The sequence below is a fragment of the Rugosibacter aromaticivorans genome, assembly GCF_000934545.1.
Classification (GTDB): domain Bacteria; phylum Pseudomonadota; class Gammaproteobacteria; order Burkholderiales; family Rhodocyclaceae; genus Rugosibacter; species Rugosibacter aromaticivorans.
This window is the reverse complement of the sequence record NZ_CP010554.1, coordinates 573,079-595,130: the sequence shown is the minus strand read 5'-3', so window position 1 is coordinate 595,130 and position 22,052 is coordinate 573,079. Positions and strand designations below refer to the sequence as shown.

Below are 22,052 nucleotides of genomic sequence, written 5' to 3'. Positions count from 1 at the left end.
GAGATGAAGAAGTTACCGAAGCAGGAATACACAACGGAGTTCAAGGAACTGGCGGTTAAGCGTGTGAAGGATGGGCAAAGCAACGGCGTCGTGGCGAAGGAACTGGGCGTAAGCGAGCAGACATTGCGAAACTGGGTCAATGCGTTTGATGCAGGGAAGCTGACCGGATCAGGCACCAAGGTGGTGACACCCGAGCAAATGGAAATGTCGCGGATCCGGGCCGAGAATGCCCGGCTCAAGATGGAGGTCGCGATATTAAAAAAAGCGACGGCATACTTCGCGAAAGATGCGCTGTGAGGTATGCCTGGATCGACACCCAACGCAAGGTCTATCCACTGCCGCTGATGTGCGATGTGCTGACAGTGAGCATCAGTGGCTACCGAGCATGGAAACGAGGAGGCAGTCCGATGCGCAAGCGGCTGACGGATACACAGATGCTGGCGCTGATTCAAGCCATCGACAAAGAGTTGAAAGGGAGTTACAGCAGTCCGCGCATGGTGCGCGAAATGCGGGATCGTGGATTCCCGGCCAGCAAGCAGCGCGTTGAACGGCTGATGCGGGAGAACGGCATCCGGGCCCGGCACAAACTGCGCTACAAGGCGACGACGGACTCGAAGCACAACCTGCCGGTAGCGAAAAATCTGTTGGCGCGGGATTTCACGCCGCCCGCACCGAACAAAGTTTGGACAGCAGACATGACCTATATCTGGACGGATGAGGGCTGGCTGTACCTGGCCGTCGTCATTGATCTGTTCAACAGAGAAGTCGTGGGCTGGTCGATCAAGCCGCGGATGACGACGGACATCGTGATGGATGCGCTGACGATGGCGTGGTTTCGTAGGAAACCTGAACCGGGGCTGATGCACCACTCGGACCGAGGAAGCCAGTATGCCAGCCATGCCTTTCAGGCGCGGCTGAAGGAATACGGCATGGTCTGTTCGATGAGCAGGAAGGGAAACTACTGGGACAATGCGCCGACCGAGAGCTTCTTCAACAGTTTGAAGAATGAGCGGGTGCATGGCACCCGCTATCGGACGAAGGAAGAAGCCAAGGCTGATTTGTTCGATTACATCGAACCGTTCTACAACCGAAAGCGCAAGCACTCCACGCTCGGCTACGCCTCGCCCAAGAAATTCATGGACGACTGGCTCAGCAATCAGCATGAGAAAGAATTGGCGGCATAATGCCGATAGGTTGGAGAACGAAAAACAGAGGGAACCTCAATCGAGCGAGTTCCATTTCCTGATCCGTCGGTATGCGCTTCCCTTTGTCTACGTCGGCCAACTTGCCAGCTTTCTGGGCGCTTACCCATTTATGCAGACTACTTTTGGGTACCGACATCCGTTTGGCTGCCGCTGTTATGCCCAACCCAGTTTCCACCAACTTCACAGCTTCCGCTCGAAATTCCGGCGTGTATTTCCCCTGCGGTATGCGTTCCATCACTTCCTCCATTCGTTCCATTTTACGAATCAGAGGACTCTATTTCTTCCGGCAGACGTCAGTCGCCAATGCGGTATCTGCCTTGAGGGTACTGGAACGATTCATTTACCGGTGCCGATGACTGGCAATGGTGAATGAATCGTTCCAGCCCCGCAGATAAAAATTTCTTTTTATGGCAGATAAGATAAAACCTTCGAGACAATTGCGGTAGTGGCGTGTGTAGAACGACAAGGCGTTTGGATGCAAGCATATCGGCAACGACCCATCGCGAGAGACAGCTTAGCCCCATGTTTTCGGCAACGGCGCGCTTGATCGCCCCGGCGCTTCCAAAAATCATTCCTTCGTTGAGGTGGTGCAAGTATGGCAGCAATACCTGCTCTACGATCTCGCGTGTTCCAGAGCCTGGCTCTCGAAGTAGCCATTCGGCTTCCCGTAGATTTTTTAATGTGATCTTTCGCGAAAGTTTTTGCCGAGCGAGTGGATGATTCGGTGAGCTTACGATTACCAGTTCATCCACTAACCAGGGTATTACATCCAGCTCCGATTCGTGACAAGGGCCTTCAATAAAACCGATGTCGACTTTGAAGTTGGCGACCTCTGCGGCGATTTCGCTGGTGTTACCAATATGAACTTCGACACGCGCGGCGGGTACGCTTTCACGGAAGCGCGCAATCAGCGCAGGTATTACATAATTACCGATCGTGGTACTGGCTCCTATCTTGAGTAAGAATGCACCAGGTTCGCCAGATGTTGAAAATTGGCTCTCGATACTCCGAGCACCATCAAGGAGCAAGCGCGCCTGCGACATCAGCAAGCGGCCGTTATCGTTTAGCACCAGACGGTTTCCGATACGATCAAACACCTGTGTATCGAGCAGGTTCTCAAGCTCACTGAGTGCTGCGCTGACTGCTGATTGCGACAGCGATATGCTTTTCGCTGCCATTGTCGTGCCACCGGTCTGACCAATGGCAATAAAAATCTGTAACTGGCGGAGGGTAAGGTGCATGCAACTCCCCTTTAATCTATCGTGAATCCAATTTAGAAGTGCAACCTTAGAAGTGCAACCACTAGTGGTTGCTTGGTGTAAAGAACTTCCACGCAGAAGAATACCTCATGAGGCGTCCTAAATCCAAGCACTTTGCGTGGACGGTGGCTGAGTCGGTCTACCTCCATGAGTTCATGCTCCGCAAATTCTTTGCCGTTGTCGAATGTGATGGTGTGGCATTTATTCTTGTGGGGGCTCAGCAAGCGCGTCGTCACAGCCGTGACACCAGCGGCATGCTTGTTGCGTATGTGCCCCGCCAACACATAACGAGACACACGGTCAGCCAGCGTGACCAAACCCGCCCTTGTGGTTCTTGCCGATGACGGTATCGCTTTCCTAGTCACCCATGCGTGTTTTGTGAGCAACGATGTCAGGGCGATCATCAATGCTGACACTGTTCTTGATCGTGCCACGTCGTTCTTGCCCGCTTGCATAACGCTTGCGGCGCGGTTTCTGGCTTCGTAGATGTTGGTGCAGGTCTCCGCCATTCCGCTTGTCCGCAGAGATGTGCAGGTAAATTGTTTCGGGGCTGATCAGCAAGCTTCCTTCCAGCTCAAGTCGATTAGCGACCTGTTCCGGGCTGAGGTCTTTGCGGGTCAATCTTTCAACTTCGGCCCATTTATGCGGTGAGAATTGCTTGCCGTTGATGCAAGCTTGCTTGCGCTCATCACGCATTGATTGAGCTTGTTTCGGCCTCCAGCCACGCCGCCCTTTGTTTCACCTGAACTCTCGTGAAATCGTGGATTTGTGCACGCCCATTTCGTCTGCAATTTGTGTTTGGTTACACCCTGCTTTATGTAACCCAGAAATCTGGTATCGTTGTTCATGGTCGAGCTGTGTATAGATGCTTCATCTGTGTTCCTTTTACTTGGTCGTTTAAGTGGCTCGATGTTAACGCAGCTCGCCACCTAAATTCGCTTACAAAAGTTGCACTTCAGAGTTGAATCCGCTTATTTGTTGTTAGTGCAGCGGAGCCAACCCCTGGAACTGTCATCAATGCTTCGAATTTGAACTCGCGTATCGGTATCGATTAATTAAGTAGAGTATAGAAATATAATTTGTTTTACAATTAACTGTTCCTTGCTTACTATAAATATTGTTAAGATCGTCGCTAAAAATTAACTGTTGCGGGTGGCTCTTGAATTTGTCTTGTTACTGAAAATAAGTTATTAACATCGCATAAGCCGTAAGATAAAAATCCAGAATATCATTGGGTTCGATTGGAGGAGATGGCAAATGGGTATGCATGAAGATTTGATCGGGGAAATACTGGCCAATGTTCGCCCGGGCCATGGAACAATTGATCGGCGAATCTTCTCGGATGAATCAATTTACCAGGTCGAAATGGATCGAGTATTCACGCGCACTTGGGTCTTCGTTGCGCATGAATCACAGATCCCGAACCCAGAAGATTTTCTAACGACCTATATTGGCTCTGATCCAGTAATCGTTTGGCGTGACAAGGCATCAGCTGTGCGTGTATTTCTGAACTCATGCCGCCATAGAGGAATGCGCTTGTGTCGAGTCGACCATGGCAACGCAAAGTCGTTCTCGTGTTCCTATCATGGGTGGACTTTTTCCAGCGATGGCTGTCTTGCTGCAGTCCCACTCTTTAAACAGGCGTACCATGGCAACTTGCCGCGAGAACAGTTAGGGCTTTTTGAATGTCCGCGTGTTGAATCTTATCAAGGGTTTTATTTCGCCTGCTGGGACGAAAAGGCACAATCGTTAGCAAATTATCTTGGCGATGTGAAATGGTATTTCGATATTATGGCCATGCGAACGCTGGGCGGGCTGGAAGTCATACCGGGTCAGCAGCGTTACAGGGTGCCAGGAAACTGGAAGCTCGGCGCAGAAAATTTTGCCGGGGATAATTATCATGCTCCCTATACCCATAGGGGAGCACTAGAGGTTGGCGCCTATTCGCAAGAGCCCGGTACAGTCCTGCGCAACGAAGATTTCGGCGACTTTACAGTGGCCTTTGAGAATGGCCATGGGTTAATCGACATTCCGAAACCTGGTGCCCGTTGGCACGGTGATAAATACATCGCAGACGCTATCGGCAAAGAGGCTGTCGAATATCTTCAAGAGTTGAGAAACGTCTTGCAACAACGGGTTTCGAGCTTGCAGGCGGAAATATTTTCGATTGGCGTGGGCACGATTTTCCCAAATTTGTCATTCAACGATTTTGGTTCATTTGTTGGTGGCCTGATGATGGTGTGGCACCCGCGTAGCGCCACTGAGTCGGAAATCTGGGAAAACATGCTGTTTGATCGTAGCGCACCGAAAGTCATCAAAGACATCGCCCGACAGAATTTCACTTTCGGGCAGACGGTTGCGGGATCATTCGGCGCAGATGATATGGAAAACACTGAACAAATCACCGCTGCCACGACAGGAGTGATTAGTAAACGGGTGCCGTTTGATTACAGCATGGGACTCGGCCACGACGGCAAAACCGACGGCGCCCCAGAGGGGATGCCGGGCAGGGTTGGCGATTTTTATACTGACCAAAATAACAGAAATTTTTATGAATACTGGGCTCAGCTTATGGGTACACCGACACCTCGCAAACCGTGACAGGCATATCGGTCAGCATCGCCCAACAACCTGCGGCAATACAGAAAACACAACCAAGAATAGTGGTGGCTCCTATGACACATGACAATATTTCTACAGACATTGAACGCAAGATCGAAAAGTTTTTGTACTTGGAGGCTCTTTTTCTTGACGAGGGGAGGCTCGATGAATGGCTCGACTTGCTGGCGGAAGACGTGGTTTATATGTCGCCAGTAACCGAAACACTGGACCATCGATCCGAAGAAGACGTATTTTCTGAAGGTCGGCTGCGCATCTTCGAAGAAAGCAAAAGTGTTCTTGCCAAGCGGGTGCAACGCTTGGCAACTAACTTTGCCCACGCGGAACAGCCGCGCTCCCGTGTGCGGCGGCTTATCACAAATATTTTGATTTCTGATAAGCAAGATGGCACATATGAAGTCAGGTCTAATTTTCTTGTTTTTCAATCGCGTCTTGAATCCACCGAGGCATTCTTTGTCGGAAGCCGCCGGGATGTGCTCGTGGAGCATGCCAAGGGCTTTTTAATTAAACGCCGCGAGATTCTTTTTGCGCACCGCTTACTGCCGCGCAGTCTGTCTATTCTGTTCTGATGCTGCTTTCACTTAAGGATAAAAAATGGGCTCAAATGTAATCACCTTTCCTGTGGCTCGGAGACATGACACCAAGTTCTTGTTGGATGGAACAGTTCGCGTAGAGGGTTACGATATCGAGTTTACTGATACTGGCTCGCTGCCCTGGCCATATTTCGCCGACATGGTAACGAAGATTTCCTACGACATTGGAGAGCAGGCGCTATCGCATTACCTTATCGCGCGGAGCATGGGCAAGCCGCTCACTGCAATACCCGTATTTCCCAGTTCCTTTTTCCCTCAAATGGGAGTCGCCGTTAATCGCGCGAGTGGAATCCGTGAACCGAAAGACTTGGTTGGCCGCAGGGTAGGGGTTGCCGGATTTGGATATAACCCGGCGGTGTGGTTTCGCTGGATTCTTAAATCACACTACCAAGTAGACCCAAAACAAATAATCTGGGTTGAAGATGAAGATGATCTATTTTTCAATGGCCTCCCCTATCTTCGGCCGAGTGATTTCAAGATTGAACGTCTACCCCACATAACATCGGAAACGATTGTACCGGGAGGGATATATGCCGGTGAATATCTTCAAACAGGGCAGATTGATGCGATTTTGCTTCCATCAGGGGGCGCTCCGGCAACGGCAACAACAGGGCCGTTATTTGATGATCCACAGGCACAGATTTCAGCTGCGGTCGCTCAAACCGGGATTTTCCCGATCAATACCGTCATAACATTGACTACCAAGGTCGTCGAAAAGCATCCGGGGCTCCCAGCCGCGCTTTATGCCGCGTTCAAGAAGGCGAGAGCGCTCTATGATGAAGAAACCCGCAGCCGGAAAGAAAGTATTCACATGGGACTTGATATCGGATTCCTCGAGAAGCTAGGCATTTTCCCGACAAAATATGGACTGGATGCAAACAAAAATGCGCTAACCGCAATCTTGTCACATCTGGTTACCGAAGGAATTGTTTCACCATCGTCAACGGTATCGGATTTCTTCGAGCCGGTAGGCTAAATATTTCTCGACACTTTTCCGATCACTAGTGTCCGGTTAAAAATCAAATAGAATCATTTGGTTATTGGGTAATGGCGCAATGACTCCAGTAGTGTCTGGCTGCAAGGCGCATGAAATATGGGTTTTCTCGAAAATCGAGACCGACAATATCTGTAACAAAGTGTAGAGCGAGGCATTGAGATGGAGCTCTTTCTTGACGATAGCGATCAGCACGTAGGTGGAAACGGCGCACCAGATTTGCGTCTTCACCGCGTTCTCGCTGGTTCCCAGAAAGCGCTTGATGCGCAGGTGTTGCTTGATCCATTTGAAGAACAGCTCTACCTGCCAGCGGCTCTTGTACAGCGCGGCAATGGTCAACGGCGGCAACGTTGTGTTGTTGGTCAGAAACACCAACGTTTTGCCCGAATCGGGGTCTTTGAATCGGATGCGCCGCAAATGCTCTGGGTAGTCCTTGGACACGTAAAACCCGTTGAGCCGAATCGCCTGATCGCAGATCACACCGGTGCTTCGGTCGGTCTTGGTCGAGTAAACCCGATGGGCATCCATGCCGCGTTTGGCGCGGGTCACAAAGAACGCGCCGGCCTGATGTATCTTGAAGAGCCGGTCGAAGTCCACGTAACCCCGATCCATCACGTAAAACGCACCCGCTTCGATGGGCAAGATGTCGAGCACTTTGACATCGCCCATCTTGCCATCGCTGATGTGGATGAAGGCCGGGATCGCCCCGCGCAAGTCCAGCAGCGTGTGCATCTTCACCGCCGCCTTGGTGCTGCGAAACGGAGCCCAATCGAACAGGCTCAAACACAAGTCGATGGTGGTCGAGTCCAGCGCGTAGACCGTCGCATCGAGTTCCAGTCCCGTTGGTTCTGCGGCGTAGAGGTTCCTGGCTCGCACGATCAAGCGCATCGCAAGCGCGTGATAAATGTGCCAGTCCCGCTGATTCAGCGCATCCGAGAGAGTCGATCGTGCGGGTATGCTGCTCAAACCCATGTGAAACAGCTTGGATTGATTGGATGCCAGGCAGACCTCGATGTCGCGCAAAGACTCGCGCCACGTCAATTGCGAGAATGCCATCACGCGAAACAGGTCGGCGCAACCCAAAGTGCGCACACCCGCATCGCCGCCATGACGGTCGATGATGCGCCCGAAGGTCTTCCACGGCACATACTCCATGACTTGCGCAAACAGCGTCTTGCCCACGTTCATACGTCACCCCAAGCTCTCCAAACCCGGAATGATCGCAAATGCGCAAGATGAAATTCAAATCGTGGACACCCATGAATCGCTTGAAACCCTTATCATTGTTGGCGTTGCCGTCGGTACGTCTCAATTTAACCGGACACTAGTGTTTTCCGATTTATCTACAATTGGGCTAGTGAGATTTCATCTTTTCATTAAAAGTATCAGGAGACAGTATGAGCGATAACTTTGATGTGGTCATCGTAGGTGGCAGAGTTGCTGGCAGCACTTTAGCGGCTCACCTCGCCAAACAGGGTGTAAAAGTATGTGTAATCGAGCGTGACGACCTGAAAGAAGAACCGGTTTCTACGCATAATATTTACTACAACACCGTTGATCGGTTGGTCAATCAAACGGGTGTTGATTATGCCCAACTGATGTCGTCGCATGCCCCGGCGCTATTAAGCTTGAAACTGGAAATTAAGAATGGAATAACTGCCACCTTTCCCTTCCCTGATCCGTCCTATTGTATTCGCCGTAGTGTGCTGGACAATGCTCTGCTTGATGCCGCCCGCCGCGCTGGCGCTGAAATTCGGCTCAATACACGGGTGACAGATGTTCTTGATGACGGCCAGCGCGTGATTGGCGTGCGGACTGCTGATGGTGAGGTGCGCGCCCGCTTCGTCGTTGGTGCGGATGGCGTAACATCCATGGTGGCTCGCGCCGTACAGGCAGAAACCTGGCTGGATATTCCAAGTGATCGCTTCTGCTATTTCAGTTACTACCGCCTTGCTGAAGGGCTCCCAAACGATGTGGGATTTTTTTGTTTCGATGACAACAAACCCGATCCGTGTGGATATCTGATTTTCCCGGTAGGTGAAAACCAGGTGCTCGTCGGCTGTTTTCCGGTCAATGCCGATCTCGATAAATTTAAAAATGACCCCGATAGTGCTTTGAAGGCTCAACTGTCCTCCTTTGATCGAACTGCGGCTTACCTTAAAGGCGAACAGACTGATCGGGTCTATAGTCGTCTTAAAATGCCATCTTACATGCGCCGTAGCGTTGGTCCAGGCTGGGCGCTGGTGGGTGATTCCGGACACTTCAAAGACCCTGTGCTGGCACAGGGAATCGGCGATGCGGTGCACCACGCCATAAAGCTTGCCTCCGCTATCAAGCGTTCACTTGATAACCCCGGTAGCGAGCAGGCCATCATGGACGCCTGGGAACGTGATCGCGATCTTGAATCGATTGACATATTGTTCATGGGCGTGCAGATGAGCCGCGGCGCCGGGCCAGGAGCGCTAGTAGTTCAATTGATGGAAGATGCAATGTCCGATCCCAAACTGCTTCCGGTAATGGGAGGCATTTATCAGCGCACGCACCGACCGGCAGACTTCTTTAACCCTAAGACGCTGACTCGGGCCGCTATTCGCGCCGTGCTGAAAAAACGCGCCAGTGTGGGGGCGATATTTGCAGAAATGAAAGAAGGCAGCAAGGGGCAACGTGAACTGGACGGGATGATCCGCCAAATCAAAAGCCGCCCCATGAGGCCATGGACACTCACTGCGAAGCAATAAATTTCTCGTAAATGATTTTTTCTTCGCTCACGCCAAGATTCTTAAGCTTGGCACGACCTGCATCGATCATCGGTGGCGGGCCGCAAAGATAAAACGTTGTCGATGCAACATCTGCAGCAGTGAAGTCATCCAGCAAATCTGTCGCAAAACCTTGACGATACTGAGCACTTGCATTGGCGACACTGATTGTCCAGGAAAATCCGGGCAACTTTTTCTTTACGGCTTCAAGTATGTCCAGACATGCAATTTCAGCCGCATCGTTGACACCATAAAGCAGTCTCGCTGATTGCATAGCGGATGCACGGTCGTCGGCAGCTAGTGTTTGCAGCATGCTAAGCATTGGCCCGAGGCCAGTCCCCCCAGCAATCATCACTGCAGGGCTGGAATAATCACGCATGAAGAATATGCCATGTGGTCCAGTTAGCTCAAGCACCTCCCCCACTTGAGCTCGACGCAGATAATCACTCATCTGCCCTGATGGTAATAATCGAATCAGCATTCCCACCTGATCATGATTGGGGATATTTGTGAATGAATAGGCACGCCAGTCATTTGATCCCGGGACTTTTAGCTTTGCGTACTGACCGGGTAAAAACTCAATGGGCTGATTCAATTGCAGCACAAGGTGCACGGTATCCTTAGCTACTGTATCAAGGCGCACGATATGCGCCGACAACATAGGGGGTGCAGCGCGTCGAAGTCTTGCCAGAGGCATGCGCAAGGAAACGATCAAATCACTTTTTGCTCGAGTCTGACACCCCAATGCATAACCTGCAGTAATTTCCTCCTGCGTCAAGGCCTCATCAGTATAAAACCCGTGATCCACTGTGCCTGAAATAATTTGACACTTACAGCTACCACATACCCCCTCGGCACAATCGATCGGCCAACGCAGCCCCTGCCGCTTGGCCGCATCGAATAGCGTTTCCTCTGGTGTTGCATTCAGCAATACGGTTTCGTTATCAGAAAATTGAACGATAATTTTCATATAAAAAGAGAGTTATAAAAGTTTATACAATGCAAAAGACTTCTCTAGATTTTGCTAGAAAAAACGATGGATTATAACGGATGTCGATCTTATAGTAGCTGTAGCTTTTCCATGCTTGCTATCATTCTATAAATGGCATCAGCCTTTCACCAATTACAAAATTAGGCTTCATAAGATAGATCATTGAAGGAATTACTAATAGCGCGGCAGTAGCAGAGATAGTCATCCATAAAGCAATGAGTAATCCCATTTCCGCTTGAAAGCGTAGCGAAGACATTAGGTACCAAAGAAAGACACTGGAAACCATAGTCAAGCCAGTAATCAATACACCTCGTCCGGCAGTTTCCAGGCTGAAGGTAATGCTGCCTCGCAGATCTTTGGTCACATTAAATCGCTCCTTTATTCGATCGACGATATAAAAGGCATAATCGACACCTAAGCCAATACCGAGCGCGGCAATAGGTAGCGTGTTGATATTCATGCCGATACCCATCCACTTCATGAACGCGAAAGTCACTACGTTGGAAAGCAGGATCAGCGGTAAAAAAAACAGTCCTGCTTGAACCGATCGATAACTTATTGCGCAGAAAACAAAAAGCACCATAAGTGCTAGCGCAATACTCTTTATCTGATCGGCAAAAATGATCTCGTTAATGGCGGCCAGTACTCCTATCAGCCCTCCCGCTAATTCATAGTGCGCACCCGAAATTGGATTTTTTTCAATGTACTCCCTGATGCGTGAAACTGCTGTGCGGATAGTATCCCCTTGGTGATCCCGGAAAAAAATGGTTACTGCGCCTACTTTTGAATTAGCATCAATAAAACGATCCATGTCGCCAGGCTCCGCACCTTGGGTCACCAAGTGCAAAAGTTCGCCGTTATCAGTAGCATTTTTACCGAGTTCTTCAAAATGCGGATTCCCCTCGTGCACCACAGCATTGGTCGGCGCAATCACATCAGCTACGGAAATCGAGCCACCAATCTGCGGCTGTGCCTCTACAAACCGCTGCAGACGAATAATATTATCCAAAACAGCCGGTTGTTTGAGTGCATCATATGCATCACCCTTTACTACCAAAAACATCTGCTCGCTTCCTCGGAAGCGGTGATTGATCGCACCCCAGTCCTTGTTGTATTTTGAGCTAGGCCACAGCAGTGGGGATCCTGGATTTGCATCACCGACAGTGACTTCCGACGCTTGTTCCCCCGCTAGCAACAGCGCCAAAAGACTAGCCACCAAAATAGCGATAGCACTTACTTTATGAGTCGACAACCGCGCAAACAAACGACACAATTTCAGCAGGTACTGCGTAATATCCCACTTCAGTGCAACGCGCTCTCTTGGCGCTTTCACCCATGACAAAGCAATAGGCACCATAATACAGGCAGTCACTAGCAGGCTAGTCAGCCAGATGGCGCCAATAATAGCGGCTTTTTGCAGCAGCGGAATCGGTGTCAGAGTTACAACCAGAATACTGCCAATGTCTACCAATAAACCCAATACTGAGGGGCGAAATAAGTTGATAAAGGTTAGCCGTGCAGCCTCATGAGAGGATTTCACACCAAGCATTCGCTCATCGTCAAATGCAGCGCAAAACTGTACTGAATGTGAGATAGCTCGTGCTGAGATCAAAAATACAATCACCATGATTAGCGGGTCAAAGTTAAAACCAACTAGATGAATGATGCCAAGCGAAATCAGCGCTGAAACCCCCGCAGTAAAAAGCGGCAGCAAGGTTCCACGCCAGGTGCGCATAGTAAAAAACAAAATGACACCCATTACCAAAATGATAAATATCGATATCTCGACTGTCTCAGGTAGATAGCTGAATACTGTGCCATGCAGCATGGGCTCACCGACAACGCTTATTCGGATACCGGGTTCAGTATTCTTTTCAATCAGCTGATTAATCTGGGTGTAGACTTTTTCGACATCCAGCAATCTATCAATAAAATCCACCGTGATCAAACCGGCCTTGAGGTCACGCGAGACATAAGCGCCATACACAAGTGGATTGGAAACAACCGCACGGCGCAGCATTTCAATTCCTTGTTGATCATTAGGCACATCTGGCCACATCAAGGGGATGCTTTCTATGCCATAAGTCGAGCCACGTACATCCTTAAGCTTCTTGGCAGCCAACGAAGTAACCTGATATTGATTCACTGCATCGACATACAGCAGTCCTTGCGTGATAGCGCGTATCTTGTTCAGCACTTTCGGTTGGAAAATGTCCCCCTTCTCTGGTTCGACCATAATGGTCACGACATTAGCGCCACCAAAACTACCTTTGTATTTCTCATGCACCTCAACATAGGGGTGATGCCCAGGTAACAAATCTGTAAAATGTGTCGTAATCTCCAGACGTAGGGAGATCACTCCCAATATAGCCGAGGCAACGATAATGGCAACCATAATGGCCACGCGTTTGGGAAATAGCTTATTTGCCAAAAACTCAATCATTTAATAGGCTCCAGTGGTTGCTATTCAGCTACTGCTTCTTCATTACTGAAAACCTTCAAGTTTTTTAGGTCCTGCTCAATCAGCGTCGCACCAGCAATCAGAAGTTTGTCCTGAAAAGTTGCTACTGTGGCATGCCAAGCATAGTCATCCGCTTGGGCGCGACCGACCTCCCATTGCGTTCCATTAGCCATGCCCTTGAGCAACAAACCACGTCCGCCAACACCTATCCAGTGTCCAGCAGCAAAGGTCATGTCGAGGATGTGCTCCTTTGTGGCTAACGGCACAGAGATCCATGTTGCACCACCATCATTGGTCGTGAGCAAGGTACCTTCTACACCACCGACAACAGCGTGCTGGGGATCGCTAAAATTTATGGTCATCAGGCTACGGTCAGTGGGCATCGTAACGCCAACCCACCCAGCAGGTGGCGTAAGCTTCTTCTCTTCACTTATGCCAAGGCCTTGACTTGCATCTGATCCAATCTGATTCACCACGCCGGCTGCTTTTACAACCACGGATTTGCTCCCGACTTGAGTGGTATGCATGGCATGGCCAAACTCACCAACGACCCAGACAGTACCTTGCCCGTCAAAGTTGACGTCATTCCAAGCAACGTCCTGCTCAGGGACTTTGCGCTCCCAAGTCCTGCCAAAATCACTGCTAGTGAGCACGGTGCCCATGACGCCTACCGCCCAGGCTGTGCCTTGCGGGTCGATACGAACTCGAAGCAGTTTGTTGTCGACCGCTGATTTTGGTGAATCCACGGCTCGCCAAGTAATCCCGCCGTCTGCTGTGACTAAGACCAAACCTGTGTTACCGACTGCCACCGCACGTTTACTATCCCAAGCAGCAACGCTTTGAAGGTTTTCTCGGGTGCCAGAGGCTTGCATTTGCCAAGTATGGCCGCCATCCTCGCTGCGTACTATCTTGCCTTCTTTCCCAGCCATCCATAGGATGCCGGGCTTACCTACAGCTTCAGCGATCCCAAAAAATCGATCACGTCTTTCTATGGATGGATGCTCTAGATGAAAAATTTTTTCTTTGGGCTTGACGTAGACGCCCACCAGATATAAAGACGCCACGATAGCCAGAGAGACGACACCCTCTACGACTTGTATCATTTTCTTGTTCATGCACTCTGCTTTCTTGCTCTTATATATAACCCCATCGTGGAAAACTTGAGTATCGAAAATGATATTGTAGCTTTTGACCTTCCCTCACAGGAAGCAAACGATGGATTGCATTTTAGACAGTGACAAAACATCTTCTCCACCTAGTGAAATATTGACTCTTTCACGGTAGTCGACTTACTAGAAGTCAGAAGCGAGAGTCTCGATATTTATATTTAAATCTGACTCACCCTTCAGAAAGATGTGGCAAACAGCGAGCCCTTAAAACTTTGCAAGCACAATTGATTCATCATTTCCGCTAGACCCCTTTTTTAAGAAAATCCAACAGCGCGAACCTGCATTGCAAGCTACAGGATTTGTCACAGCTAACCAAAAGGCTTGTTAACTCACAAGTACCATTTGCCTTTTTAGGACAAACAGAAAGCATCTAAGTAAAATTCAAAATTGATACGTTGCACGGATCAGAAGCTGGCTGTTGTCTGCACCAGTACTCAACAGATGAGTGCGATCTGTTATATCATTTGCTGATTTTTTTGTGGGACCTCTTGGGAAATTGAGTGAAATCTCACTATAAATACGCCATTTATCACCAATGGCATAATCGAGACCACCAACCCAAATGGTGTCTCCGTAGTGTGTGTCCCACAAAAGTGCTAAACTTGGTTTTAGTCGATCATTCAAGTAGTTTAGAGTCAGCGTGGAAGTGAGAAACGTCTGGTGCTCTCGAGCCTTAGCGGAGTATCCAAATAATTCGACAATATCGTCACTGTCTTTAAACCCTGTTATCCATCTATCAAAAACTTCTAAAGTCCACAACCCTGGCCTCGCTGTACCAAACACGCTTTGAGTCCATTTGGCTGTATTATCAAAGCCCAGCATCATCCGAACTGTACTTTTTTCTAGAATACCTCCAATACCAGGAACGACAGCACACGCTGGAGGTGGGCCCACAAGGGCACAGAAGCTGCTACCGATGTTATATTGATGTTTAGGCTGATAGGCGAGCTCACCACGCAACACCGTGTCGATATCTGGCAAATCTGCATTGAATGTCGCACCATAAGTATCCATTCTTGGATAAATAATCTCCCCGAAATTATTCGCGGGAACTTGACCGTAAGCCTTTGCTGATTTGAAACTAGGAAAATCCGTTGCGACTGAATTAACGATAGGGTCATAATTTAACCCATGGTAGTACAATAATGAGTAGCTAATCGCTCTGCCTGGAGCATTACCAGTCCAGCGAAAACCCCAAGTATCGTCACTTGTATCGCCACTAGATTGGTGATAGTTATATGGTGTAAATAGCGTGCTATCAACGCCATGATAGCCAGTTCCTGCAAATCTACCACCAGCTAGGTCAATATTATTGACTACTTTTCTACCGGAGCCCCAGCCTGGGCCATAGATTAGCTGCAGATTACCATCCACCTCAGGAAATGCGATCTCTATATTGGCAAGCCAAGTAGGATTACGCGTCTCCTCATTCTCACGCTCTAATGTTGATCGCCATCTAGTGTCGTATCCTTGCACGACATCGGTCGCGTGGAAAAAATCAGCCTCGCCCCATGGCATCTGTTGTTTCCCAAGCTGAACCTTTATCCTCTCAGTCAAAGGGAATGCGGCGTAAAACTCTCGGATTTCAGCTTCGTTATATTGATCATTAACAAACGCTCTCCCTCCTTGCGCTATTGCTGCATTCTCAAGTCTCCTCAAGTACGGCGTTTTATGCTCACTACTAAATCTTCCAACAGCTTTGAGTTTCACCTTTCCAAAATTAATATCACCATCCAGCTTGACTACACTTCGCATGATAGAGATATCTCCTGCACCATCAATCTGCCCACCCTTTCCATCAGGCTCGGGATGATCCTCAAGGTTCCAACCGATATACTGACGAAAGTATCCATGTAATTGTGCATCGATGGTTGTTCTAGGGGAACTAGTGCCATCACTAGCCACAATTGAACTATCAGCGAATGAAGGCGTGTCATACTCCTCAGCGGTAGCAATATTTGCCCATGAGCCGACAATGAAAATAAACGGAGTTAGGCACCACCTGCCGATAATGAGTAGAAGGGGTGGAGAAGACCCATCGAAGTCTTCCGCGCTGCCTAGGCTATTCTTATCAACTCGAAATGAAAGTTTTAACCAATTCATTTGACCACCTCCAATAACTTGTCAATACTAACGTCTTCTGGCTTAAGATCTATATGTGTAACGTCCCAACCAAAAGTTACGCTGGCATGACCTCGCAAAATATCAATCACATAATTCATGTAACCAGCGGCTGGTATTTTGCGACCCTTGGTATCAACAAATTTGGCTCTAGACCCAAGGAGATCAATCTTCCACAGCGTCCCTTTCTTGTTATAAAACTCAGCCATCGTTGCAAAACCAGGTATGCCTACTGAGATGTAATATATCTTTTTGCTGTAAGGGTGCTCTGGCGGAGTAATAGCTTCAACTACATCCACCTCAACAGGCTCCCAGTCCATCGTTGGATTCCAATAGGGGGGATTCTTAAGGTCCACCCCGGTAAACTCGTCCGCGAGTGTCGCTGCCCCCTTAACGCGAGGGGGTGTCCGCAGAACAAGTCCCAATATCCATTTCCGCTTGATGTAACGAAAATCCTTATACCAAGAGGGATGCGCATTAAATCCGTTAATATCATCATAAAGATAATCTGCTCCACCAACAGGATCCATCCAGGCACCACCAGTTAGCCTGCGTATTCGTCGCACGCTCTTCAGATATGCAGAAGTTTCATCTGGACGCCCATCCATGTAGCGGATAGTGAATGTACCCAAACCCCGAAGATCATAAGGTTCGGTAAAAACAAGAAGCTCACGTTTGGCGATATCGCCTTTCCCAATGACATGAGGTTCATCGACACGTCCTACCATAGGCACAACGGAGAACTTGAATGACTGAACTTGCTCCAACCCTTTTTTCTGATCGATCAACAAAAGTGAAGAATTGACAATTTCACCATTATTGATAAGTGAATATAAAAGAAAGTTATTCCACATCACCTTGTATCCCGCATTGGGATCGTCTGAGCGAATATCTGGGAAAGCGATCCCTGCTACATAATTTTCAATCTGTTTGGTCTTTTCGTTAAGCCGAACAGAAGGGCTGTACTTTTTCGTCAGGCTAACTAGTGAAGAATCAAGTGGATATTTTTCCGAGTGCTTGATCTTTACGTTTAACTTGAATTCACGAACCAACCTTTCGATCGACGGAGGAATCAATTCCGATATCGGATGCTGTTCAAAAGTATCATTTTTAAAAGTATCAATATTCGAAGCATTGATGACAGTTCCAGGGGGTAGCTCCGCTGCACTAACAACAAATGGGGAAAAGAATAATAAAGCAAGGCAAATAGCTGCGCTTGAAAATAGGGGACATGCAACAGGGCTGTTGGCAAATCGATAACACAATGGCTTCAGTTTCATATTTCATCCTCCTCTTTTTTATGATGTACTTTGAAGTGTTGCGGATTCGTGATCTGTCCGGTTTTCGTTTATGTTTCCTCCTTTTTGACACTCGAAAAATACTAATTTACGATATCACAATACACTTATCCAGCCAAGATTTGTTTAAGAAAAGATCAGCCAAGCCATGTCGTCACACCTATAGTTACTGCAAGGCCACCAAAAATTAACCAGACAAATAGCGATGCGGCAAATAAGAATGGCATAACTCCGGCGCGGCGAATTGTCGAAATGTGACTCGACAGACCTAGGGCAACCATTGCCATTGCCAATAGAAACGTATCGATCTCAGTAATACCTGACACGATTGCACCAGGCAAAATGGCAAGCGAATTCAAAGCGATAACTACAGAGAAACCTAACGCGAACCATGGAATGGTAATACGGCCATTTGTTTTGTGAGTATCATATCTACTGGTCATATTGATAGTTTCGCGTGATTGTCTCCGGGACAAATAAACTGACAAGATCAATAGGAACGGCCCCAACATCATCACGCGTATCATTTTTGTGATAACCGCTGTATTAGTTATCTCTGCACTTATCGAAGATGCGGCAGCTGCCACTTGTGCCACTTCATGCACTGTGGCGCCGATATATATTCCTGATACAATTGGCGAGAGAGATAACAATTGCCATTGTTCGTTAATGTAATACATTGCCGGGTATAAGAATAAGGCAAGAGTTCCAAAAACGATGACTGTTGATACAGCCACGGTTGCTTGTTCGGTTCGGGCACGAACAACTGACTGGGTTGCCATTACCGCAGCGGCTCCACAAATGGAGCTGCCAACACCAATCAGCAATATGGTTTTTTGATCGAGCTTGAATACCTTGGTGCCGAGCAGCCATGCCATGGCGAAGGTACTGCTTAAAACCATCGCATCGATCACCACCCCGCTGATGCCGACATATGCAATATCCTGAAAAGTCAAACGAAAGCCATACAGGACGATGCCGAGTCGCAGCAGATTTTGTTGAGAAAACGTCACGCCCGCTGCACTTGCCATGGCGATCCGCGGAAACACCGTGTTGCCCACTACCATACCAAGCAGGATGGCCAACGTCAGCACGCTGATCCCGTTGGCCTGCAACCAATTCAGTTTGCCAAGTTCGATGGATAGTGCAGCAAGACTGCCGGACAGTGCAAGGCCAGGGAAATATTGCCCTATAGCGGCCATCAGGAGGCTCTCACAGAACATACATGGAGAACATACATGGCTTGTTGGGGCATTTTTGCTGAGATGGCAGGAAGGGTAGAGATTCCATGTTTTTCAAGTAATAGATTTGGAATAACTTTAAGCAAGGAACAATTAATTGTAAAACAAATTATATTTCTACAATTTACTTATTTAATCGATAGATTAAATCCCAAATTCCGCGATTGGAATTCGCTCAGGCTGCTGACGAGGGAGTTTTGGCTGGAGGAATTGGTGGTAAGAGGGCTTGCTGACGTCCTGGCTGGATACCGGCGAGCGTGCTCATGCGCGAGATCGCGGCGCTGGGCTACAGTGGCAAGGGGAGTCAGCTGCGCGCGTTTATGCGAGGGCTGAGGCCGAGTTTGCCAGTCGATCCTATCGTGCGATTTGAAACCGCGCCGGGCGAGCAAATGCAAGTCGATTGGGTGGAGTTTCGCAAAGGCAGGAATCCGCTGTATGCGTTCTGCGCGACCTTGGGCTTTAGTCGCGCAAGCTTCGTTGGGTTCGTCACCGATATGAAAGTAGAGACGCTCATCCGTTGCCATGAGGACGCCTTCGTCGCCTTTGGGGGTATTTGCCAGCGCGTGCTGTATGACAACATGAAGACCGTGGTGTTGGAACGCGATGCGTCGGGGCAAGGCGAGCACCGCTTTCACGCGGGGTTTCTTGACTACGCGCGGCACTGTGGTTTCGTGATCAAGCTGTGCCGTCCGTATCGTGCCAAGACGAAAGGCAAGGTCGAGCGTTTTAACGGTTATCTGCGCCGCTCGTTTTATGTTCCCTTGGTGGCGCAACTGGCGCAGGCTGGCGTGAGTCTGGATGTAGTCACCGCCAACAGCGAAGTCCGACGCTGGCTTGCCGAGGTCGCCAATCAACGCATTCATGGGACCACGCAAGCGCGTCCAGTGGATCGCCTGTCCGAGGAATGTCTGCAAACGCTGCCCACGCCTTGGCGCGGTGACATCGCTGCCGCGCGGCCTCAGAACACGGGGATTGCCACAGTCGTCGAACGGTCTGTCATCCTCATTGAACACTTGGCGCTGGCGACACCGCCGCAACATCCGCTCGCGGTCTACGAGCGATTGCTTGAGCAGTGTCGTCACGAAGTCGGGGGGGGCCGCATGAATCTCCAACACGAACGCATGCTGACGCTGTGTGAGAACCTCAATCTACCGTTCATCGCGCAGACCTATCCGGCGGCCACACAAGATGCCGTCCAGCACGAAACGCCTTACAGCGATTTCCTGGAGCATCTGCTCAAAGCCGAAGCGGCAGGACGTGTCAGCAGCGGATGTAAATTGATACAGGGCAGCGATTGAAAGTTGATACACCGAGTTGAGGGAAGATCGGCGGATTTGAGGCGCCGGTGATTACAAACGAGGTATATATGGAAATCGAAGTATTAAGGAAACATGGTTTGAGCCTGCGCCGCATTGCGACGGAGGTTGGTTGTGCGGTCAATACGGTGCGCAGTCATTTGGCGGCAGGAGCGAAGCCGAAATACGAGCGGAAGAAACAGCGGTTAGCCAAAGTGGCGCCGTATGAGCCCTACCTGCGGGAGCGACAGTCGGCAGCGCACCCTTTATGGATTCCGGCCACGGTGTTGCACCGGGAGATCGTAGGCCAAGGCTACCAAGGTGGCCTGAGCCAGCTGCGAAGCTATCTACGCGGTATCAGGCCCGCATTGCCGGTCGATCCGGTCGTGCGTTTCGAAACGGCACCGGGTGAGCAGCTGCAAGTCGACTGGGTTGAATTTCGCAAAGGCCGTCACCCCCTCTACGCCTTCTGCGCCACACTCGGCTACAGTCGGGCAAGTTACGTCGAATTCGTCACCGACATGAAAGTCGGCACCCTGATTGACTGCCACCAGAGCGCCTTTGTCGCCTTGGGCGGCGTGCCGCGGCGGATTCTCTACGACAACATGAAGACCGTCGTTCTCGAACGCGACGTCGATGGATCAGGTGAGCACCGTTACCACGCCGGCTTTCTCGATTATGCCAAGCACTGCGGATTCGTCATCAAACTCTGCCGTCCGTACCGTGCCCGCACCAAAGGCAAGGTTGAGCGCTTCAATGGTTACCTGCGCCGTTCGTTCTACGTGCCCCTGGTCGCCAAGCTCAAGCAGGCGAGTTTACAACTCGATGTGGTGACAGCCAACGTCGAAATCAGGTACTGGTTGAAGGACGTGGCCAACGAGCGCATTCATGGCACGACCCAAGTCAAGCCGAGTGCACGACTGCAGGAAGAACAAAGCCAACTCCAGGCGGTTCCTGCCGCCTGGCGAGGTGACATCGCGGCAGCGCGGCCTCAAGAAGCGGTGGGGATTCCCGGGAAGGCGGTGGTTCGTCCTGCGGTGGTCGCTGAACGCATCGAAGCCGCGACACCGTGTCAGCATCCGCTGGCCGTCTATGAGCAGTTGCTGGCCCAGTGCCGAGCCGGTGCGGAGAAGGCACCATGAACCTTCAACACGAACGAATGCTGTCGCTGTGCGAAACGCTGAACCTGCCGTTCATTGCCCAAGGCTACGCCATCGCCAGTCAGGCGGCTGCCGAGAAGGAAGTGGCCTACAGCGATTTCCTGGAAGGACTGCTGAGAACGGAAGCGGCTGGCCGACAAGTGCGCAAGCAAAGCATGCTGACCCGACTGGCGGGTTTCCCGGCGCTCAAGACCCTGGATGATTTCGATTACTCGTTTGCCGCCGGCGTCAAAAAGAGTCAGATCGACGAACTGGCGGGGCTGGGTTTTATTGAGCGCCAGGAGAACGTCGTTCTCGTGGGGCCCTCGGGCGTGGGCAAGACGCATCTGGCGATCGCGCTGGGCTATCGAGCGGCACAGGCTGGCATCAAGACGCGCTTTACGACGGCCGCCGATCTGCTGTTGACCCTGTCGGCTGCGCATGCGCAAAACCAGTTGAAGACGGTGATGCATCGGGCGATCAACGCCTATCGCTTGTTGATCATTGACGAAATTGGCTACCTGCCGATGAGCCGCGAACAGGCCAACCTGTTCTTCCAGGTGATTGCCGCCCGCTACGAGCGGGGCTCGCTGATCGTGACCAGCAATCTGCCCTTTGGGCAGTGGGATGCGACCTTTGCGCAGGATGCCACGCTGACGGCGGCGCTGCTGGATCGCCTACTGCACCACGCACGTATCTTGCCGATTGCAGGAGAGAGTTACCGACTCAAGCATCAACGTCAGGCCGGTGTGTTTCAGGCCAGAAAGGCGGCCACCACCGATTGAGCACCGCGCGGCATAGGCATCTTTCCGGTTGGGCCTGCGGCCCGCCCTCCAAGACACCTATGCCGCGCAAATCAGTATCCGGGGGTGTATCAGTTTTAAATCGCTGCTTGGAAGAAATCTGTGTCA

Annotated in this window: 15 protein-coding genes and 3 pseudogenes; 8 read left to right on the top strand and 10 right to left on the bottom strand. The window is 50.1% G+C overall.

Going from position 1 to position 22,052, the window contains the following annotated elements; translation table 11 throughout:
- Nucleotides 1-3 precede the first annotated feature (3 nt).
- Nucleotides 4-1,184, top strand: a protein-coding gene (locus PG1C_RS03095) for an IS3 family transposase (RefSeq protein ID WP_202635967.1) whose coding sequence is annotated in 2 segments (ribosomal slippage) — nucleotides 4-256 and nucleotides 256-1,184 — 1,182 coding nt in all. Because the reading frame shifts where the segments join, the coding sequence is not laid out codon by codon here.
- Nucleotides 1,185-1,218: 34 nt separating this feature from the next.
- Here PG1C_RS03095 and PG1C_RS03090 read toward each other — a convergent pair.
- The 3 genes and pseudogenes from PG1C_RS03090 to PG1C_RS15090 all read right to left on the bottom strand — a co-directional run.
- Nucleotides 1,219-1,440: pseudogene (locus PG1C_RS03090) on the bottom strand (transposase); the annotation flags it as partial.
- Nucleotides 1,441-1,498: 58 nt separating this feature from the next.
- Nucleotides 1,499-2,446: a LysR family transcriptional regulator gene (locus tag PG1C_RS03085; RefSeq protein WP_202635965.1), complete on the bottom strand. Its 948-nt coding sequence runs from the start codon at nucleotides 2,444-2,446 to the stop codon at nucleotides 1,499-1,501.
- Nucleotides 2,447-2,478: 32 nt separating this feature from the next.
- Nucleotides 2,479-3,331 (bottom strand): annotated as a pseudogene (locus PG1C_RS15090) (IS30 family transposase).
- A 390-nt stretch (nucleotides 3,332-3,721) separates the two neighbouring features.
- On the opposite strand from PG1C_RS15090, the gene PG1C_RS03065 reads away from it, so the two are divergent.
- The 3 genes from PG1C_RS03065 (at nucleotide 3,722) to PG1C_RS03055 (ending at nucleotide 6,652) form a co-directional block, all read left to right on the top strand.
- The gene (locus tag PG1C_RS03065; RefSeq protein WP_202635962.1) at nucleotides 3,722-5,065 is read left to right on the top strand and encodes an aromatic ring-hydroxylating oxygenase subunit alpha; all 1,344 of its coding nucleotides are present in this window, start codon (nucleotides 3,722-3,724) and stop codon (nucleotides 5,063-5,065) included.
- A gap of 74 nt (nucleotides 5,066-5,139) precedes the next feature.
- Entirely contained in the window at nucleotides 5,140-5,652 is a 513-nt protein-coding gene (locus PG1C_RS03060) for an aromatic-ring-hydroxylating dioxygenase subunit beta (RefSeq protein WP_202635961.1), read from the top strand.
- A 25-nt stretch (nucleotides 5,653-5,677) separates the two neighbouring features.
- Nucleotides 5,678-6,652, top strand: a complete 975-nt coding sequence (locus tag PG1C_RS03055) for an ABC transporter substrate-binding protein (RefSeq protein ID WP_202635960.1) — start codon at nucleotides 5,678-5,680, stop codon at nucleotides 6,650-6,652.
- Between the two features lie 36 nt (nucleotides 6,653-6,688).
- Here the strand turns inward: PG1C_RS03055 and PG1C_RS03050 are convergent, their stop codons facing one another.
- Entirely contained in the window at nucleotides 6,689-7,858 is a 1,170-nt protein-coding gene (locus PG1C_RS03050; protein ID WP_202634501.1) for an IS4 family transposase, read from the bottom strand.
- Between the two features lie 209 nt (nucleotides 7,859-8,067).
- On the opposite strand from PG1C_RS03050, the gene PG1C_RS03045 reads away from it, so the two are divergent.
- Nucleotides 8,068-9,408, top strand: a complete 1,341-nt coding sequence (locus PG1C_RS03045; protein WP_202635959.1) for an NAD(P)/FAD-dependent oxidoreductase — start codon at nucleotides 8,068-8,070, stop codon at nucleotides 9,406-9,408.
- On the opposite strand, the gene PG1C_RS03040 is transcribed toward PG1C_RS03045, so the two are convergent.
- The 6 genes from PG1C_RS03040 to PG1C_RS03015 all read right to left on the bottom strand — a co-directional run bounded on the left by PG1C_RS03040 (nucleotide 9,392) and on the right by PG1C_RS03015 (nucleotide 18,668).
- A complete protein-coding gene (locus tag PG1C_RS03040) occupies nucleotides 9,392-10,396 on the bottom strand; it encodes a 2Fe-2S iron-sulfur cluster binding domain-containing protein (RefSeq protein ID WP_202635958.1) in 1,005 nt (334 codons plus the stop codon). The two genes, PG1C_RS03045 and PG1C_RS03040, sit on opposite strands and share 17 nt — an antisense overlap.
- Nucleotides 10,397-10,517: 121 nt before the next feature.
- The gene (locus PG1C_RS03035) at nucleotides 10,518-12,860 is read right to left on the bottom strand and encodes an efflux RND transporter permease subunit (protein ID WP_202635957.1); all 2,343 of its coding nucleotides are present in this window, start codon (nucleotides 12,858-12,860) and stop codon (nucleotides 10,518-10,520) included.
- Between the two features lie 20 nt (nucleotides 12,861-12,880).
- Complete coding sequence (locus tag PG1C_RS03030) at nucleotides 12,881-13,993, bottom strand: YCF48-related protein (protein ID WP_202635956.1); 1,113 nt, start codon at nucleotides 13,991-13,993, stop codon at nucleotides 12,881-12,883.
- Between the two features lie 435 nt (nucleotides 13,994-14,428).
- On the bottom strand, nucleotides 14,429-16,150 hold the full coding sequence (locus PG1C_RS03025; protein WP_202635955.1) for a DUF1302 family protein: 1,722 nt from the start codon (nucleotides 16,148-16,150) through the stop codon (nucleotides 14,429-14,431).
- Complete coding sequence (locus PG1C_RS03020) at nucleotides 16,147-17,448, bottom strand: DUF1329 domain-containing protein (protein WP_202635954.1); 1,302 nt, start codon at nucleotides 17,446-17,448, stop codon at nucleotides 16,147-16,149. The genes PG1C_RS03025 and PG1C_RS03020 overlap by 4 nt, the downstream gene beginning before the upstream one ends.
- 155 nt (nucleotides 17,449-17,603) lie before the next feature.
- Nucleotides 17,604-18,668: a YeiH family protein gene (locus tag PG1C_RS03015; RefSeq protein ID WP_202635953.1), complete on the bottom strand. Its 1,065-nt coding sequence runs from the start codon at nucleotides 18,666-18,668 to the stop codon at nucleotides 17,604-17,606.
- 275 nt (nucleotides 18,669-18,943) lie between these two features.
- On the opposite strand from PG1C_RS03015, the pseudogene istA (PG1C_RS03010) reads away from it, so the two are divergent.
- The 3 genes and pseudogenes from istA (PG1C_RS03010) to istB form a co-directional block, all read left to right on the top strand.
- A pseudogene (gene istA / locus PG1C_RS03010) lies at nucleotides 18,944-19,798 on the top strand (IS21 family transposase); the annotation flags it as partial.
- 254 nt (nucleotides 19,799-20,052) lie between these two features.
- Nucleotides 20,053-21,144, top strand: a complete 1,092-nt coding sequence (istA, locus tag PG1C_RS03005; protein ID WP_422662550.1) for an IS21 family transposase — start codon at nucleotides 20,053-20,055, stop codon at nucleotides 21,142-21,144.
- Nucleotides 21,141-21,926, top strand: a complete 786-nt coding sequence (gene istB, locus PG1C_RS03000) for an IS21-like element helper ATPase IstB (protein WP_202635952.1) — start codon at nucleotides 21,141-21,143, stop codon at nucleotides 21,924-21,926. The genes istA (PG1C_RS03005) and istB overlap by 4 nt, the downstream gene beginning before the upstream one ends.
- The last annotated feature ends 126 nt before the right edge of the window (nucleotides 21,927-22,052 follow it).

Coding starts and splice junctions, on each gene's coding strand:
- PG1C_RS03085 (WP_202635965.1), bottom strand. CDS start 2,446: ATGCACCTTACCCTCCGCCAGTTACAGATTTTTATTGCCATTGGTCAG.
- PG1C_RS03065 (WP_202635962.1), top strand. CDS start 3,722: ATGGGTATGCATGAAGATTTGATCGGGGAAATACTGGCCAATGTTCGC.
- PG1C_RS03060 (WP_202635961.1), top strand. CDS start 5,140: ATGACACATGACAATATTTCTACAGACATTGAACGCAAGATCGAAAAG.
- PG1C_RS03055 (WP_202635960.1), top strand. CDS start 5,678: ATGGGCTCAAATGTAATCACCTTTCCTGTGGCTCGGAGACATGACACC.
- PG1C_RS03050 (WP_202634501.1), bottom strand. CDS start 7,858: ATGAACGTGGGCAAGACGCTGTTTGCGCAAGTCATGGAGTATGTGCCG.
- PG1C_RS03045 (WP_202635959.1), top strand. CDS start 8,068: ATGAGCGATAACTTTGATGTGGTCATCGTAGGTGGCAGAGTTGCTGGC.
- PG1C_RS03040 (WP_202635958.1), bottom strand. CDS start 10,396: ATGAAAATTATCGTTCAATTTTCTGATAACGAAACCGTATTGCTGAAT.
- PG1C_RS03035 (WP_202635957.1), bottom strand. CDS start 12,860: ATGATTGAGTTTTTGGCAAATAAGCTATTTCCCAAACGCGTGGCCATT.
- PG1C_RS03030 (WP_202635956.1), bottom strand. CDS start 13,993: ATGAACAAGAAAATGATACAAGTCGTAGAGGGTGTCGTCTCTCTGGCT.
- PG1C_RS03025 (WP_202635955.1), bottom strand. CDS start 16,150: ATGAATTGGTTAAAACTTTCATTTCGAGTTGATAAGAATAGCCTAGGC.
- PG1C_RS03020 (WP_202635954.1), bottom strand. CDS start 17,448: ATGAAACTGAAGCCATTGTGTTATCGATTTGCCAACAGCCCTGTTGCA.
- PG1C_RS03015 (WP_202635953.1), bottom strand. CDS start 18,668: ATGGCCGCTATAGGGCAATATTTCCCTGGCCTTGCACTGTCCGGCAGT.
- istB (WP_202635952.1), top strand. CDS start 21,141: ATGAACCTTCAACACGAACGAATGCTGTCGCTGTGCGAAACGCTGAAC.